Genomic DNA, 16,212 nt, shown 5'->3' with positions numbered 1-16,212 from the left:
GTTGAACGCACGAAGCCCGGGAACAATCCCGGGCCGGTGCAAGCTTTTGAATCCTGGGGCTGCGTTGCAGCCCATTCGCGGCACAAGGCCGCTCCTACAGAGGGTTGCGATTCCTGTGGCAGCGGCCTTGTCTCGCGATTGGGCCGCAACGCGGCCCCGCTTTTCCCTGGCGTTTACTGTGCCTGATAGATCTGGTCGAACACACCGCCATCATTGAAGAATTTGGGTTGTGCAGTTTTCCAGCCACCGAAGTCCTTGTCGATGGTTACCAGATCCAGTTTCGGGAATTGCTTGCCGAATTCGGCAGCGACCTTCTCGTCACGCGGGCGATAGAAGTTCTCGGCGGCAATCTTCTGCCCGGCCGGGCTGTACAGGTGCTTGAGGTATTCGGTGGCAATGTCGGTATTGCCCTTCTTCTCGGCGTTTTTGTCCACCACCGCCACGGGCGGTTCGGCCAGGATCGACAGCGATGGTACGACGATGTCGAACTTGTCGGCGCCACCGTCTTCCTTCAGCGCCAGGAACGCTTCGTTTTCCCAGGCCAGCAACACGTCGCCCTGGCCGTTGTTGACGAAGGTGATAGTCGAGCCACGGGCGCCGGTATCCAGCACCGGTACGTGCTTGAACAGCTCCTGCACGTAGGCCTTGGCCTTGTCTTCGCTACCACCGGCTTTCAGGCCATAGGCCCAGGCCGCCAGGAAGTTCCAGCGTGCACCGCCGGAGGTTTTCGGGTTGGGGGTAATGACCGAAACGTCCTTCTTGATCAGGTCGCCCCAGTCCTTGATGCCTTTCGGGTTGCCCTTGCGCACCAGGAACACGATGGTCGAGGTGTACGGGGTGCTGGCGTCCGGCAGGCGCGTCTGCCAGTTGTCCGGCAGGGTCTTGCCAAGCTTGGCCACTTCATCGATGTCGCCGGCCAGGGCCAGGGTCACCACGTCGGCGCGCAGGCCGTCGATCACCGCACGGGCCTGCTTGCCCGAGCCGCCATGGGATTGCTGGATCTTCACCTTGTCGCCCGGGTGGGCCTGCTGCCAGTGCTTGATGAACTCGGCGTTGTACTGCTGGTACAGCTCGCGGGTCGGGTCGTAGGACACGTTCAGCAGTTCGTAGTCCTTGGCGATGGCGGAACCGGCAAAAACAGCACTGGCCAGAGCGGCAAGCGCATAACGGCGAATGGACATGGTGAAGCTCCCGATTGGCATTTTTCTAATTTTGGATGTAAGGCGTGATCAGCCGGACTTGTTGCCGGGCTGTTGCAGGCGGAACTTCTCCTTGCGCTCGATCTGTACGACCTGAGCGTTGTGCACAGTGATCTCCACCGCACCAAACCGCAGGTCGCGCAAGGCGCTCTGGATTTCACGCAGAATGGTGGCTTCGTCCTGACCGTCGATGCTACGCAGAGATGCACTCATGCTCGTTCTCCTTGGAGTGAGGGTGCCGGGCAGAGGTTTGAAGGGGATTTGCGCCTGGCTTGAGGGCAATAGTAGTGAGGCGGAGTTATTCTTAAAAATACTGTTTAAGAATGTTTATATAACCAAATTAAAATCGCGATTCTGCAGCCGACGCAAAGCCCTGTGGGAGCGGGTTCACCCGCGAATGCGATGGTGGAGCTACCGTCGCATTCGCGGGTGAACCCGCTCCCACAAGGTCCGTACAAGGCTTCAGTTTTGTTTCTGCGGCTCGCGAATCTTGTACCAGGCCACATACAGCGCCGGCAGGAACAGCAGCGTCAGCAGCGTTGCCACGATGATCCCGCCAATCATGGCGTAGGCCATCGGCCCCCAGAACACCTCGCGGGCAATCGGGATCATGCCCAGGCTCGCCGCCGCTGCGGTCAGCAGGATCGGCCGACGACGGTGGTTGGTGGCCTCCACCACCGCATCCCACGGCGAGAAGCCCTGGGCTTCGAACTCGTCGATCTGGGTTACCAGGATCACCGAGTTACGAATGATGATGCCCGCCAGCGCCAGGATGCCAAGAATCGCCACAAAGCCCATCGGTGTACCCGTGGGCACCAGCGCCAGCACCACGCCGATCAACCCCAGCGGCGCCACGCTGACCACGAGGAACAGCTTCTGCACGCTGTGCAGCTGGATCATCAGGAAGGTCGCCATGAGGAAAAGCATCAGCGGAATGACCTTGGCGATCGGGCCCTGGGCCTTGCTGCTCTCCTCCACCGTACCGCCCGTGGCCACTTCGTAACCGACCGGCAATTGGCTGGCGAACTCATCGATCTTCGGCTTGAGCTGCGCCACCAGGTCAGTGGGCTGGATCTCGCCATTGACCGAAGCCTTGATGGTGATGGTCGGCTTGCGGTCACGGCGCCACACCAGCGGTTGCTCCAGCTCGTAACGCACGGTGGCGAACGACAGCAGCGGGATCGAGGTGCCGTTGGGGGTAAGAATCTGCAGGTTCTGCAGCGTATCGGGCGAGCCGCGCTCGCTGTCTTCGGCGCGGGCGACCACGTCCACCAGGTAGATGTTGTCGTTGACCTGGGTGATCTGCACGCCACTGACGATGCTGTTCATCACATTGGCTACGTCTTCTGACGATAGCCCCAGCTGGCGGGCCTTGTCCTGGGCGATTTCCACGCGCAGCACCTTACCCGGCTCGTTCCAGTCGTAGATCATCTCGCCGATGTGCTCGTTCTGGTCGAGCAAGGTGGCCAGCTCGATGGCGTGCTTGCGCACCTGGTCGATGTTGGCGCCGCTGACCCGGTACTGGATCGGCCGGCCCACCGGCGGGCCCATCTCCAGCGACTGCACGTTGGTACCGATGCCGACGAAGTCTTCATGCAGGATCTTCTGCAGGCGGTCGATCATGCCCTGGCGCTCTTCGAAGCCCTTGCTGACGATCACCAACTGCGCGTAGTACGGGTTCTGCAGCTGCTGGTCGAGGGGCAGGTAGAAGCGAATCGCGCCTTGCCCGATGTAGGTGCTCCAGCGCACCAGGTCCGGGTCGTCCTTGATCCGCGCCTCGAGGCGGTCGACCACCTTGCGCGTTTCCTCGATCGAGGCGTTCTGCGGCAGGTTGAGGTCGACGAGAATTTCCGGGCGGTCCGAGGACGGGAAGAACTGGTTCTGCACAAAGCGCATGCAGAAGATCGACAGGGCGAACAGCACAACGGTGCCGATGATGGTCAACCAGCGGTTGCGCATGCACCACAGCAACCCGCCCTCGAATGCCCGCCCGACCCGGCCAGGCTCGGCGTCGTGGGCCTTGAGCTTGTCGCCTTTGAGGATATGCACCCCGAGCACTGGCGCGAAGAACACCGCCACCACCCAGGACACGATCAGCGCCACGGCGATCACCGCGAACAGGGTGAAGGTGTATTCACCCGCAGAGCTGGCGTTGAGGCCAATGGGCACGAAGCCAGCCACGGTTACCAAGGTGCCGGTAAGCATGGGGAAAGCTGTAGAGGTGTAGGCGAACGTCGCCGCCTGCTCCTTGCTTTCGCCCATTTCCAGCCGCGTGACCATCACCTCCACGGTGATCATCGCATCGTCCACCAGCAGGCCCAGCGCAATGATCAGGGCACCCAGCGAAATCCGCTGCATGGTGATGCCGCTGTACTCCATGAACACGAACACCATGGCCAGCACCAGCGGGATCGAGCAGGCAACCACCAGGCCGGCGCGTACGCCAAGGCTGACAAAACTCACTGCCAGCACAATTACCACCGCCTCGAACAGCGCACTGGTAAAGCCGCCGACCGCCTCCTTGACCACCACCGACTGGTCGGAGACGGTGTGTACCCCGACACCTACCGGCAGGTCTTCGATTACCTGGTCCATGCGCTTTTTCAGTGCTGCACCAAACACCTGGATATTGCCGCCGGCCTTCATGCCGATGGCCAGGCCGATTGCCGTCTGGCCGTTGTAGCGAAACATGGGCGAAGGCGGGTCGACGTAGCCACGCTCGATGTCGGCGATATCGGCCAGACGGAAGAAGCGATCGTTGATCCTCAAGTTGACGGTTTGCAGGTCCTTCTCCGAGGCAAACTGCCCGGACGTTCGCACCGAGATACGCTCCGGGCCGGCTTCGATCATGCCGGCCGGCGTCACCGCGTTCTGCGCTTGCAGTGCCTGCATCACCTGGCGCTGGTCAATGCCCAAGGCAGCCAGCTTACGGGTGGAGAAGTTCAGGTACAGTACTTCGTCCTGGGTGCCGACCAGCTCGATCTTGCCAATGTTGGGTACATCGCGGACCTCGGCCCGCGCCTGTTCCACGTAGTCACGCAGCTGGCGCAAGGTAAGGCCGTCGGCGGTAAAGGCATAGATGGAGCCGAATACGTCACCGAATTCGTCGTTGAAGCCCGGCCCCTGGATGCCCGCCGGGAATTCGCCACGAATGTCCTGGATCTTCTTGCGCACCTGGTACCAGATATCCGGGATGTCCTTGGCCTTGGTGGTGTCGCGCAGGTACACGTAGACCGTGGACTCACCGGGGCGGGTGTAGCTTTTGGTGTAGTCGAGCGAGTCGAGTTCTTCGAGCTTCTTCTCGATGCGGTCGGTGACCTGGTACAGGGTTTCGTCCTGGGTCGCGCCGGGCCAGCGGGTCTGGATGACCATGGTCTTGATGGTGAACGACGGGTCTTCCTCACGGCCCAGGTTGAAGTAGGAGAAAATCCCCATCAACAAGCCAACGAACATCAGGTACCAGACGAACGATTGATGCTTGAGTGCCCAGTCGGACAGGTTGAAGCTTCCTTTCATTGCGCATCCTCGTCGAAGGTGACCTTCTGGCCAGGCTTGAGGCTGTTGACGCCCGCGGTGACCACGCGCTCACCGGGCTGCACGCCGGCGCTCAGCACGATGCTGTCAGCGGTGCGCTCGATCAGCGCCACGTCACGGGTGGCCACGGTCTTCTGCTGCGTATCGATCACCCACACTTGGGTCTTGCCGTCGCGCTCGAGCAAGGCACTCAAGGGCAATTCGCTTCGCGGGGATACCTGCGAGCTGAGGGTCACACTGATAGCTGTGCCGAGGTGAAAGGCCGCCGGCGTGCTGGCCAGGGTCAGGCGGGCGCGGCGGGTACGGGTGGTGGCATCGGCCTGGGGCTCCAGTTCGCGCAGGCTTGCCGTAGTGCTGATGGTCGGGTCCAGTTGCGAGGCCACGGTGAAGGTCAGGCTTTTGCTCAACTGCTCGGCCAGGCCGATTGGCAGGTCGATGACCGCTTCCTTCACATCCGGTCGGGCCAGGGTCACCACGGCTTGCCCCGCCGTTACGGTTTGCCCGGCTTCGGCCTGCCAGGCGGTAATCACGGCGGCGTGGTCGGTGCGCAGGGTGCTGTAGTCAAGCTGGTCACGGGCCTGGCTGAGCGCAGAGCGCGCCTGCTCCAGCGCTGCGCTGGTGGTTTTCAGGTTGGTCTGGGCGATATCCAGCTGGGCCTGGGCGCCAACGCCGCGGTCATACAGCTGTTGCTGGCGACGGGCATCGGCCTGGGCGTTGATCCACTGCGCCTGCACCTTGGCCAAGTCGCCTTCGGCGGCGCGCAGCTGGTTCTGCTGGTCAGTCGGGTCGAGGGTGGCCAAGGTGTCGCCCGGCTTTACCTGGGCGCCCACATCCAGCCAACGCCGGGCAATGCGCCCGGAAACACGAAAGCCCAGGGTACTTTCGAAACGCGCCTGGATACTGCCGGCGAAGCGGCCCAGTTGCGACTGCACCTGGGGTTCGACCTTGACCGACAGCACCGGCCGAATCGGCTCTGGTGCTTCTTCCTCGCTACTGCAGCCGGCCAGCAATACGCCGGCCGACAGCATCAGCAGCAGGCGTTTCATAGCTCACCCCCTTGGGCCTTGGCGTCGACCTTCTGCACTTGCATGCCGGGGTGCAGCAGCTGCCCGCCAGTGACCACCACGGTTTCGCCGCCCTTCAGGCCGCTGGCGACCACAATCTTGCCGGTGAGGTAACGGCTGACTTCGACTTTGCGCAATTCCACCTTGTCGCCCTCGCCCACCACCCACACGGCGGGCTCATGCAGGGCCTTGGTCAGTGCCGACCATGGCAGTTCGATGCTGGGCCGGCCCTGGGCATTGGTGGTGGCGGTGACTGGTGCACCCAGTTGCATCCCTGCTGGCACGTCTTTCAGGCCCACCTTGACCTGCACCGTGCCGCTTTGTGCCGACACCGTGGGGGTGATTTCGCGCACGAAGCCATGTGCCTGGACCTTGGGGTCGTCCAGCAGGCTGACGATCACCCCGGCATCGCTGGGCGGCGCTACCAGCAGCGATTCGTAGACGTTGAACACTGCATCACGGTCGCCATCGGTGGCCAGGCTGAAGATCGGCATGGTCGCCTGCACCACCTGGCCGACTTCGGCCTGACGCTCGGTGATAACCCCGGCGGCCTCGGAGACCAGTGCGGTATAGCTGAGTTGCTCGTTGGCGTTGGCCAACTGGGCCTGGGCGGCCTTCAGCGCGCTCTGATTGCTGCGCAGCGCGGCTTCGGCAGCATCGTATTCGCTCTGGCTGGTGTAGCCCTTGGGCAACAGTTTTTGCTGGCGCACGAAGGCGGCGCTGGTCTGGGTGACCCGCGCCTGCGCAGCGAAGACTTCGGCCTTGGCCGAGTCGACGTTGTTCTGCAGGTCTTTCGGGTCCAGCCGGGCCAGCACCTGGTTGGCCTTGACGTGATCGCCAACATCCACACTGCGCGAAATGATCTTGCCGCCAACGCGGAACGACAAATCGGTCTGCACCCGCGCCTGTACATCGCCGGTCAGGGTGACCCTGGCAGCGAAATCGGTGGGCTGGACCTGCTGCACACCTACCCGAGGCAACGTCTCGGGTACCTCTTCCTTGCTACAGCCGCTGAGCATGTAAAGCAGCCCCAGGCAGACGACCGACAGCGGACGCATCAACGCCATGCTGGCTCCTTGCTTGTGCACAAATGATTTGTGGAATGCGACTGTGAGCGTAGTTCAGGGTTCGATAAACATCACTGACGCGGATCAGTTCGGCATTTTCACAGCCTGTGCCGGCCTCTTCGCGGGTGAACCCGCTCCCACAAAGATCGTGCATAGGCTGAATCCTGTGCAGTACCTGTGGGAGCGGGTTCACCCGCGAAAGGGCCGGTCCTGCCATATCCAGAAATCATCTGCTTCCCTGGGGGGGCAACACAGCCACTACCTTGGGAGGTTGATCTCTATCCAAGGAAGAACCTGATGCCCAGGGCCCAATCCCATCTGCTTCGTCGTGGTCGCTATTCAGAACTTGGCAGGCTGTATCTGCTGACTACTGTTACCCATCAGCGCAAGCCGCTATTCGATGACTTCCACCATGCCCGGTTAGTCATTCACCAATTGCGGCAAGCCGATCAGGAGCACGCCTGCCGCTCACTGGCGTGGGTGCTGATGCCAGACCATCTGCATTGGCTGATCGAGCTGAAAGGAAGTCCCGCTCCAGTCTCGCATTACATCAGGCAGGGGTTGAGCATGACCCGGTATGGCAGCCTGGGTATCAGGACCGGGCATTGAGAAGGGAGGAAAGCATGGTGCACGCAGCCCGGTACATTGTTGCCAATCCATTGAGGGCTGGATTGGTCAGAAGTGTCCGGGAATATCCACACTGGGATGCAGTATGGCTTTGATTCGATGCTGGAGCCTTCGCGGCGGTTCGGCGCGAAAGGGCCGAACCGCCGCGAAAGGGCCGGGTCAGGCCGACGCAGCTACCTGCGTCGGGCGCTTGACCTGCGGCTGCGAAGCATTGGCCGCGGCGCCTTCCTCGATCGCCTGCTGAATCGCCTTGCGACGACGTTCTTCGCTGCGGCGGCTGAAGTACCAGACAAAGAAGGTCACCAGCGACACCGACAGCAGGATCAGGCTGGCCACGGCGTTGATCTCCGGCTTCACGCCCAGGCGCACTGCCGAGAACACTTCCATCGGCAAGGTGGTCGAACCCGGGCCGGACACGAAGCTGGCCAGCACCAGGTCGTCCAGCGACAGCGCGAACGACATCATGCCGCCCGCCGCAAGCGACGGCGCGATCATCGGGATGGTGATCAGGAAGAACACCTTCCACGGCTTGGCACCCAGGTCCATTGCCGCTTCTTCGATCGACAGGTCCAGCTCACGCAGCCGCGCCGATACAACCACCGCCACATACGCCGCACAGAACGTGGTGTGGGCGATCCAGATGGTGACGATGCCGCGCTCCTGCGGCCAGCCGATCATCTGCGCCATGGCCACGAACAGCAGCAACAGCGACAGGCCGGTAATCACTTCAGGCATTACCAGCGGCGCGGTGACCAGGCCACCGAACAGCGTGCGGCCCTTGAAGCGGGTGACCCGGGTCAGCACGAAGGCCGCCAGGGTACCCAGCGCCACCGCCGCCACCGCCGTGTAGCAGGCGATTTCCAGCGAGCGCATCACCGACCCCATCAGCTGGGTGTTGTCGAGCAGGCCGACGTACCACTTGATCGACCAGCCCCCCCATACCGTCACCAGCTTGGAGGCGTTGAACGAGTAGATCACCAGGATCAGCATCGGCAGGTAGATGAACAGCAAGCCGAGCACCAGCATCAGCTTGGAGAAACTGAAGCGTTTCATGCGCGGCCCTCCATTTCTTTGGCCTGGCTGCGGTTGAACAGCAGGATCGGCACGATCAGGATCGCCAGCATCACTACCGCCAGCGCAGAGGCTACCGGCCAGTCACGGTTGTTGAAGAACTCCTGCCACAGCACTTTACCGATCATCAGGGTTTCCGGGCCGCCGAGCAGTTCAGGGATCACGAACTCGCCCACCACCGGGATGAACACCAGCATGCAGCCGGCGATGATGCCGTTTTTCGACAGCGGCACGGTGATTTTCCAGAAGCTGTTGAAGGTGCTCGAACCCAGGTCGGATGCCGCTTCTAGCAGACTCGGGTCATGCTTCACCAGGTTGGCGAACAGCGGCAGGATCATGAACGGCAGGTACGAATAGACAACGCCGATGTACACCGCCAGGTTGGTGTTGAGGATCTGCAGCGGCTGGTCGATCAACCCGGTCCATAGCAGGAAGCCGTTGAGCAGGCCGTTGTTGCTGAGAATGCCCATCCAGGCATAGACGCGGATCAGGATCGCGGTCCAGGTCGGCATCATGATCAGCAGCAGCAGGACGGTCTGGGTTTCCTTCTTGGCGTTGGCAATGGCGTAGGCCATCGGGAAGCCGATCAGCAGGCACAGCAGGGTGCTGAAGAACGCCATCTTCAACGAGCCCAGGTAAGCCGAGAGGTACAGCTCATCCTCGGTCAACAAGCCATAGTTGGCCAGGTTGAGTACCAACTGGATCTTGTCTTCGACGTAGCTGTAGATCTCGGTATACGGCGGGATCGCCACGTCGGCTTCGGCGAAGCTGATCTTCAGCACGATGAAGAACGGCAGCATGAAGAACAGGAACAGCCAGATGAACGGCACGCCGATCACCACGTGCCGCCCCCGCGGGGTCAGGCGCTGGAAGGCTCGCTTGAGCTTGCGCAGTTTCATGACCGCAGTACCACGCCGCTGTCGTCTTCCCACCACACGTACACTTCATCGCCCCAGGTCGGGCGGGTGCCCTGGCGCTCGGCGTTGGCGACGAACGACTGGACAACCTTGCCGCTCGGCAGCTCCACGTAGAACACCGAGTGGCCACCCAGGTAGGCGATGTCGTGCACCTTGCCGCGCGACCAGTTGTGCTCGCAGGTCGGTTGCTGAGTAGTGACCAGCATCTTTTCCGGGCGCAGGGCGTAGGTGATGTGCTTGTCTTCCACCGACGTAGTGATGCCGTGGCCGACGTAGATCTTGCGCTCCAGCTCCGGGCTGGCAATGATCGCGTGGCCTTCGGCGTCGTCGACCACGTCACCTTCGAACAGGTTGACGTTGCCGATGAACTCGCACACCAGGCGGCTGGTCGGGGTTTCGTAGATGTCCACAGGCGAGCCGATCTGGGCGATCCAGCCCAGGTGCATGATGGCGATGCGCTGGGCCATGGTCATGGCTTCTTCCTGGTCGTGGGTCACCATCACGCAGGTCACGCCCACGCGTTCGATGATCTCCACCAGTTCCAGCTGCATCTGCGAACGCAGTTTCTTGTCCAGCGCACCCATCGGCTCGTCGAGCAGCAGCAGCTTGGGCCGCTTGGCCAAGGAGCGGGCCAGGGCCACGCGCTGACGCTGGCCACCGGACAGCTGGTGCGGCTTGCGCTTGGCGTACTGGGTCATGTGCACCAGCTTGAGCATCTCGGCCACGCGGGCGTCGATGTCAGCCTTGGGCAGCTTGTCCTGCTGCAGGCCGAAGGCGATGTTCTGCGCCACGGTCATGTGCGGGAACAGCGCGTAGGACTGGAACATCATGTTGATCGGCCGCTCGTAGGGCGGCATGTCGGTGATGTCGACGCCATCGAGGAAGATTCGCCCTTCAGTCGGGCGCTCGAAGCCGGCCAGCATGCGCAGCAAGGTGGACTTGCCAGAACCGGAGCCACCCAGCAGGGCAAAGATCTCGCCTTTGCGGATTTCCAGCGACACATCGTCTACGGCGATGGTTTCGTCGAATTTTTTTGTAACCCGGTCGATCTTGACCAGCACCTGCTTGGGTTGCTGGCCACCCTCGAGGGCTTTCTTATAGGCACCGGAGGCAACTGCCATGAGTGAAACTCCCAACAAGATTTGTGTGCCCGCCCCTGTTTTTGCGGCGGGCCTGGATTGTTACTTGCCCGACTTGACCTTGGTCCAACTGCGGGTCATCAAACGTTGCACCTTGGGTGGCAACTCACTGTTGACGAACATCTTGTCCAGCACTTCCTGCGGTGGGTATACCGCGGCGTCAGTCCTCACGGCCTGGTCCATCAGGTCGCCAGCCTTGGGGTTCGGGTTGGCGTAACCGACGTAATCACTGACCTGGGCGATAACCTCAGGTTTCAGCAAATAGTTGATGAAGGCGTGGGCCTCTTTGACGTTTTTGGCATCTGCAGGGATCGCCAGCACGTCGAACCAGAGGTTGCCGCCTTCCTTGGGAATGGCGTAGGCCAGGTTCACGCCCTTCTTCGCTTCTTCAGCGCGGGCCTTGGCCTGGAAGATATCGCCCGAGAAGCCTGCCGCGACGCAGATGTCGCCGTTGGCCAGGTCGGTGATGTACTTGGACGAGTGGAAGTAGGTCACGTACGGGCGCACGGCCAGCAGCTTCTGCTCGGCTTTTGCATAGTCCTTGGGGTCGGTGCTGTTGGGGTTCAGGCCCATGTAGTTGAGCACCGCCGGCAGCATTTCGTCCGCCGAGTCGAGGAAGGCCACGCCGCACTTGGAGAGCTTCTTCATGTTCTCGGGTTCGAACAGCACGGCCCAGGAGTCGATGGTGTCCACGCCCAGCGCGGCCTTCACCTTGTCGACGTTGTAACCGATGCCGTTGGTGCCCCACAGGTAAGGCACGGCGTACTGGTTGCCCGGGTCGTTTTTTTCCAGGCGTTTCATCAACGCCGGGTCCAGGTTGGCATAATTGGGCAGCAGGTTCTTGTCGAGCTTCTGGAACGCGCCCGCCTTGATCTGCTTGCCGAGGAAATGGTTGGACGGCACGACCACGTCATAGCCGGTGTTACCGGCCAGCAGCTTGCCTTCCAGGGTTTCGTTGGAGTCGAACACGTCCTGCACGGGCTTGATGCCCGTTGCTTTCTCGAAGTCCGCGAGTGTGGTCGGGCCGATATAGTCGGACCAGTTGTAAAAGTGCACCGTAGGCGCCGCTTGGACGCTGCATGCCAGCGTCAGGCCCGCACCGGCCATCAAGGCCTTGCGGAATACAGAAATAGACAAGTGGGTGCTCCTCACAATCAGTGCCTGAGTCGCGACAATGCTGCCGCACACGCAAAACCGGCGCGCAACTTACCTTCGCAGCTTCGATGCCGCAATCATCAATTGCCTTTCACTGGCTCCGGGCCGGAAAAGCCCGGCCCAGAGGTGTCGCATCGGGCTTATTTGCCCGACTTGATCTTGGTCCAGCTGCGGGTGATCACACGCTGCACAGAAGCGTCAGGCGCAGCGATCGCGTACAGCTGCTTCTTCACTTCGGCAGGCGGATAAATGCTCGGGTCACCGCTGATGTCTTTGTCCACAAGCGCAGTGGCAGCCTGGTTGCCGTTCGGGAAGCGCACGGCGTTGGTGATCTCGGCCATGATTTCCGGCTGCAGCAGGAAGTTCATGAACTGGTAGGCGGCGTCTTTATGCTCGGCATCTTTCGGGATGGCGACCATGTCGTAGAAAGTACCGGCGCCTTCTTTCGGAATGACGTAGTCCACTTTGACCTTGTCGCCGGCTTCGTGGGCGCGGGCCTTGGACTGCTCCAGGTCACCCGAGTAACCGACGGCTACACAGATGTTGCCGTTGGCCATGTCACCGATGTACTTGGAGGAGTGGAAATAGGTGATCGAAGGACGAATCTTGAGGAACAGGTCCTCGGCGGCCTTCAGGTCTTCTTTCTTGGTGCTGTCGCTCGGCAGGCCCAGGTAGTGCAGCGCGGCCGGGATCATTTCGGTCGGTGCATCCAGGAAGCTCACACCGCAGCTTTTGAGCTTGGCGATGTTCTCAGGCTTGAACACGACGTCCCACGAGTCGATCTTGTCCACGCCCAGCGCGGCCTTGACCTTCTCCGGGTTGTAGCCGATGCCGATCGAGCCCCACATGTACGGGAAGGCGTGCTTGTTGTCCTTGTCGCTGGCATCGCCAACGGCTTTGAGCAGGTCCGGATCGAGGTTTTTCCAGTTCGCCAGCTTGGAACGGTCCAGTTCCTCGTACACCCCCGCCTTGATCTGCTTGGCCAGGAAGTTGTTGGACGGCACCACGATGTCGTAGCCCGACTTGCCTGCCAGCAGCTTGGCTTCGAGGGTTTCGTTGCTGTCGAAGACGTCGTACTTGACCTTGATACCGGTCTGCTTCTCGAACTTGGCGATGGTGTCCGGCGCGATGTAGTCCGACCAGTTGTAGACGTTCAACACCTTGTCGTCAGCCTGTGCAGCAGTAGCCATGGCACCCATCAGGGCTGCGGCCAGCAACGTCTTGCCCACTTTATTCATGCGTCATGCTCCAGAATTTTTATTTAGCCATCTGTTCAGCAGCCAGGACCTACGGTGCAGAGCGCGCGGCGACTGAATCAGTCGCTAGTCTGGCAAGTTACAAGGCTCTGTTTCAAGGAGAGCAGAACCTTGTAACGACTTAATGTCACATCGCTAGCCTAGCAGGTGATCAGTTGATCGCCTCCAAGGTCAGATCGAGGCATTTGCGGGCCTTTTCCACCAGTTCGTCGATTTCCGCATGGCTGATGACCAGCGGCGGCGCGATGATCATGGTGTCCCCCACCGCACGCATGATCAGGCCGTTTTCGAAGCAGAAGGTGCGGCAGATCATGCCCACGCCCTTGCCCTCGTAACGGCTGCGGGTGGCCTTGTCCTTGACCAGCTCGATCGCGCCAAGCATGCCAAGGCCGCGCACTTCACCTACCAGCGGGTGGTCCTGCAGCTCACGCAAACGCTTTTGCAAATACGGTGCCGCTTCAGTGCGCGCCTTCTCGACAATTTTCTCGTCGCGCAGGATGCGCAGGTTTTCCAGGCCCACCGCGGCCGCTACCGGGTGGCCCGAATAGGTGAAGCCGTGGTTGAAGTCACCGCCTTCGCTGATCACCTTGGCCACTTTGTCACGCACGATCACACCGCCCATGGGGATGTAACCGGAGGTCAGGCCCTTGGCGATGGTCATCAGGTCGGGCTTGAGGTCGTAGTAGTCAGAGCCGAACCACTCGCCGGTACGGCCGAAACCACAGATGACTTCGTCGGCAACGAACAGGATGTCGTACTTGGCGAGAATCTCCTTCACCTTCGGCCAGTAGGTTTCTGGCGGGATGATCACGCCGCCAGCGCCCTGGATAGGCTCGGCGATGAAGGCGGCGACGTTGTCTTCGCCCACTTCGAGGATTTTCTTTTCCAGCTGTTCGGCCGCCCAGATACCGAACGCATCCGGGGTCATGTCACCGCCTTCGCCGAACCAGTACGGCTGCGGGATGTGCACGATGCCCGGGATCGGCAGGCCGCCCTGCTCGTGCATGCCGCTCATGCCGCCCAGGCAGGCACCGGCGAAGGTGGAGCCGTGGTAGCCGTTGATACGGCCGATGATGGTCTGCTTGTGCGGCTTGCCCTTCAACGCCCAGTAGTGGCGCACCATGCGCAGCACGGTGTCGTTGCCTTCGGAGCCGGAGCCGGTGAAGAACACATGGGTCATGCCCTCGGGCGCCACATCGGTAATGGCCTTGGCCAGTTCCAGTGCAGGCGGGTGGGCCGTCTGGAAGAACAGGTTGTAGTACGGCAGCTCGCGCATCTGCTTTTCTGCTGCCTGCACCAGCTCTTCACGGCCGTAACCGACCGCCACGCACCACAGGCCCGCCATGCCGTCGAGGATCTTGTGCCCCTCGCTGTCCCACAAATGCACCCCCTGGGCCTTGGTGATGATGCGCGGCCCCTTCTCCTTCAGCTGCTTGTAGTCACTGAAAGGTGCGAGATGGTGCTCCCCGCTCAGGGTTTGCCATTCACGGGTTTGCGGGTTGTTGGTGCTCATGTGCTTCTCCGTTGTTCGACAGCCGCGCTCCAGCGGCCCCAGGGTTTATCAGACAGCGAACAGCAGGAACTCTCGCTCCCAGGAACTGATGACGCGTTTGAAGTTTTCGTGCTCGGCGCGCTTGGTTGCGACGTAGCCGGTGATGAACTTCTTGCCCAGGTACTGCACCAGCGCACGGCTGTTTTCCATGCGCTCCAGGGCGTCTTCGATGGTCAGCGGCAAGCGCAGGTTGCGGCGTTCGTAGCCACGGCCCTGCACCGGCGCGCTGGCCTCGATGCCTTCGACCATGCCGATGTAGCCACACAGCAGGCTGGCGGCAATGGCCAGGTAAGGGTTGGCGTCAGCGCCCGGCAGGCGGTTCTCCACCCGACGGCTTTGCGGGCCGGCATCCGGCACGCGCAGGCCGACGGTGCGGTTTTCTTCGCCCCACTCCACGTTCACCGGCGCCGAAGTGTCGGGCAGGAAGCGGCGGAACGAGTTGACGTTGGGGGCGAACAGCGGCAGCGCCTCGGGGATGAACTTCTGCAGGCCACCGATGTGGTGGAGGAACAGCTCGCTCATGCTGCCGTCTTCATTGCTGAAGATGTTCTTGCCGGTGGCCAGGTCGACCACGCTCTGGTGCAGGTGCATGGCACTGCCCGGCTCGCCGGTCATCGGCTTGGCCATGAAGGTGGCCGCCACGTTGTGCTTGAGCGCCGCCTCGCGCATTGTGCGCTTGAACACCAAAATCTGGTCGGCCAGGTGCAGGGCATCGCCGTGACGGAAGTTGATTTCCATCTGCGCCGTGCCGTCTTCGTGGATCAGCGTGTCCAGGTCCAGCTGCTGCAGTTCGCACCAGTCATAGACGTCTTCGAACAGCGGGTCGAATTCGTTGGCGGCTTCGATCGAGAACGACTGGCGGCCGGTTTCCGGGCGGCCCGAACGGCCTACCGGGGGCTGCAACGGGAAGTCCGGGTCTTCGCTGCGCTTGGTCAGGTAGAACTCCATCTCAGGCGCGACAATCGGCTGCCAGCCCTTGTCGGCGTAGAGCTTGAGGACTTTTTTCAACACGTTGCGCGGCGACAGTTCGACCGGGTTGCCCTTCTTGTCGTAGGTGTCGTGGATCACCTGCGCTGTTGGCTCGATGGCCCACGGCACAAGGAACACGGCGTTCTCGTCGGGCCGGCAGATCATGTCGATGTCGGCCGGGTCGAGCAGTTCGTAATAGATGTCGTCGTCGACGTAGTCGCCGGTCACGGTCTGCAGCAGCACGCTCTCGGGCAGGCGCATGCCTTTTTCGGCGATGAATTTGTTGGTGGGCGAAATCTTGCCGCGCGTGATGCCGGTCAGGTCACTGATCATGCATTCGACTTCGGTGATCTTGTGCTCTTTCAACCAATCGGTGAGCTGGTCGAGGTTGTTACTCATAAATACCTCAGGAGGTAAGGTGGGCCGCGCATTGATTCTGGATGGAGTAGGTTGCTAAAGCAAAAACCCCCGCGCAGCGCCGCAGTGGATACACTGAAAACACGTGTGTCCGTAATGAGTTGGAAGGGCAGGAAGACGAAGCGAAGGGCGGCAAGCTGCTACGAGGGCGGGCCCGAAAACGCCAAACGTCAATTATTGCGGCCAGGGCGACCACGCCATTGACGAAGCTTGAAAAACCGACAAAGGTACCCGATGGCGCTGCG

12 protein-coding genes and 1 pseudogene are annotated in these 16,212 nt (G+C 61.4%); 1 reads left to right on the top strand and 12 read right to left on the bottom strand.

All coding sequences use genetic code 11. The annotated features are described in order from the left end of the window. Positions 1 to 173: 173 nt before the first annotated feature. The 5 genes from ABI582_RS05150 to ABI582_RS05130 all read right to left on the bottom strand — a co-directional run bounded on the left by ABI582_RS05150 (position 174) and on the right by ABI582_RS05130 (position 6,864). Positions 174 to 1,181, bottom strand: coding sequence for a sulfate ABC transporter substrate-binding protein (locus ABI582_RS05150; protein ID WP_016502136.1), 1,008 nt, complete (start codon positions 1,179 to 1,181; stop codon positions 174 to 176). Positions 1,182 to 1,229: 48 nt separating this feature from the next. After that, positions 1,230 to 1,412: a sulfur starvation response protein OscA gene (gene oscA / locus ABI582_RS05145; RefSeq protein ID WP_016489716.1), complete on the bottom strand. Its 183-nt coding sequence runs from the start codon at positions 1,410 to 1,412 to the stop codon at positions 1,230 to 1,232. 249 nt (positions 1,413 to 1,661) lie between these two features. Continuing rightward, on the bottom strand, positions 1,662 to 4,715 hold the full coding sequence (locus ABI582_RS05140) for an efflux RND transporter permease subunit (RefSeq protein WP_086978551.1): 3,054 nt from the start codon (positions 4,713 to 4,715) through the stop codon (positions 1,662 to 1,664). Next, positions 4,712 to 5,779: an efflux RND transporter periplasmic adaptor subunit gene (locus ABI582_RS05135; protein ID WP_132844838.1), complete on the bottom strand. Its 1,068-nt coding sequence runs from the start codon at positions 5,777 to 5,779 to the stop codon at positions 4,712 to 4,714. The genes ABI582_RS05140 and ABI582_RS05135 overlap by 4 nt, the downstream gene beginning before the upstream one ends. Beyond that, complete coding sequence (locus tag ABI582_RS05130; RefSeq protein WP_338745561.1) at positions 5,776 to 6,864, bottom strand: efflux RND transporter periplasmic adaptor subunit; 1,089 nt, start codon at positions 6,862 to 6,864, stop codon at positions 5,776 to 5,778. The genes ABI582_RS05135 and ABI582_RS05130 overlap by 4 nt, the downstream gene beginning before the upstream one ends. 297 nt (positions 6,865 to 7,161) lie before the next feature. Here ABI582_RS05130 and ABI582_RS05125 point away from each other — a divergent pair. Then, positions 7,162 to 7,586, top strand: a pseudogene (locus ABI582_RS05125) (REP-associated tyrosine transposase). Positions 7,587 to 7,650: 64 nt separating this feature from the next. Here ABI582_RS05125 and ABI582_RS05120 read toward each other — a convergent pair. The 7 genes from ABI582_RS05120 to ABI582_RS05090 all read right to left on the bottom strand — a co-directional run bounded on the left by ABI582_RS05120 (position 7,651) and on the right by ABI582_RS05090 (position 15,949). Beyond that, a complete protein-coding gene (locus ABI582_RS05120; protein WP_016489721.1) occupies positions 7,651 to 8,544 on the bottom strand; it encodes an ABC transporter permease subunit in 894 nt (297 codons plus the stop codon). Next, a complete protein-coding gene (locus tag ABI582_RS05115) occupies positions 8,541 to 9,461 on the bottom strand; it encodes an ABC transporter permease subunit (protein ID WP_338745563.1) in 921 nt (306 codons plus the stop codon). The genes ABI582_RS05120 and ABI582_RS05115 overlap by 4 nt, the downstream gene beginning before the upstream one ends. Next, positions 9,458 to 10,600: a polyamine ABC transporter ATP-binding protein gene (gene potA, locus ABI582_RS05110; RefSeq protein WP_442118542.1), complete on the bottom strand. Its 1,143-nt coding sequence runs from the start codon at positions 10,598 to 10,600 to the stop codon at positions 9,458 to 9,460. The genes ABI582_RS05115 and potA overlap by 4 nt, the downstream gene beginning before the upstream one ends. A 60-nt stretch (positions 10,601 to 10,660) precedes the next feature. Further along, positions 10,661 to 11,755 carry a polyamine ABC transporter substrate-binding protein gene (locus tag ABI582_RS05105; protein WP_043198901.1) on the bottom strand — a complete coding sequence of 365 codons (1,095 nt, stop codon included), beginning with the start codon at positions 11,753 to 11,755 and terminating at the stop codon, positions 10,661 to 10,663. A 158-nt stretch (positions 11,756 to 11,913) separates the two neighbouring features. Further along, complete coding sequence (locus tag ABI582_RS05100; protein WP_338745564.1) at positions 11,914 to 13,011, bottom strand: polyamine ABC transporter substrate-binding protein; 1,098 nt, start codon at positions 13,009 to 13,011, stop codon at positions 11,914 to 11,916. A 169-nt stretch (positions 13,012 to 13,180) separates the two neighbouring features. Then, positions 13,181 to 14,542: an aspartate aminotransferase family protein gene (locus tag ABI582_RS05095; protein WP_338745565.1), complete on the bottom strand. Its 1,362-nt coding sequence runs from the start codon at positions 14,540 to 14,542 to the stop codon at positions 13,181 to 13,183. Positions 14,543 to 14,590: 48 nt separating this feature from the next. Then, positions 14,591 to 15,949 carry a glutamine synthetase family protein gene (locus tag ABI582_RS05090; protein ID WP_338745566.1) on the bottom strand — a complete coding sequence of 453 codons (1,359 nt, stop codon included), beginning with the start codon at positions 15,947 to 15,949 and terminating at the stop codon, positions 14,591 to 14,593. Positions 15,950 to 16,212: the final 263 nt, after the last annotated feature.

Origin of the sequence: Pseudomonas sp. SAS7 (assembly GCF_052112345.1) — a bacterium.
GTDB classification, from domain to species: Bacteria; Pseudomonadota; Gammaproteobacteria; order Pseudomonadales; family Pseudomonadaceae; genus Aquipseudomonas; species Aquipseudomonas putida_Q.
Note: the sequence above shows the minus strand (reverse complement) of the source record. Positions and strands in the feature narration are given on the sequence as shown.